We start from the raw sequence: 769 nt of genomic DNA on the forward strand, positions 1-769 counted from the left end.
ATTTCTTTGTCGCCGCGCTGTACACCTTCATTTCCAATCTCGGCAGTGTTCTCGTCGAAAAGAGTAAGGGCTATTCCGAGGAGATGTTGACGGGTGTATTCAACCGCAAGGTCACCACCGTTTGGGCGCTACACCAAAACACCGAGATCGAAACACCGATCGAAAAAGTTCAGATTTACGACACCATAATCATACACACTGGCGAACTGATTCCTCTCGACGGCACGATCGTAAAGGGCGCTATCACCGTCGACCAACATATGCTGACCGGTGAGTCAATTCCAGTCGAGAAAACTATTGGCGACGAGGTCTTCGCCTCCACGGTCGTGATAGCCGGCTACGCCTGGGTCAAGGTCACGGAGACAGGTCAGAACACAGTCGTCGCAAAGATCGAAAACGTGCTGCAAGGAACGTCCCACTTCAAGACGTCGCTGCAGCTTAAGGGCGAGCAATGGGCGGACAGCGCTGCAACTCCGATCCTCGGCCTAGGCATACTCCTTTGGCCCTTCCGCGGCGCGGGCGTTGCGACCGCTGTATTCAATTGCAGCCCCGGTAATGGCATCCGTCTATCCGCATCGGCACAGACGCTTGCGCACATCATCCTGGCAAGTCAAGAAAGCGTCCTCATCAAGGACGGCCGCGTTCTCGAGCAACTCATGGAGATTGATACGATCGTCTTCGACAAGACCGGCACGCTCACCGAGGATAGACATGAGGTCACTCGCGTCATCAGCGCTCAAGACGCCTATACCGCCTCAGAAATCCTCTT

General features: G+C 54.7%; 1 protein-coding gene. It reads left to right on the forward strand.

All coding sequences use genetic code 11. The annotated features are described in order from the left end of the window. On the forward strand, window positions 1-769 hold a 769-nt coding region (locus CKO31_RS26230; protein WP_200243904.1), incomplete at both ends, for an HAD-IC family P-type ATPase.

Origin of the sequence: Thiohalocapsa halophila (assembly GCF_016583825.1) — a bacterium.
GTDB classification, from domain to species: domain Bacteria; phylum Pseudomonadota; class Gammaproteobacteria; order Chromatiales; family Chromatiaceae; genus Thiohalocapsa; species Thiohalocapsa halophila.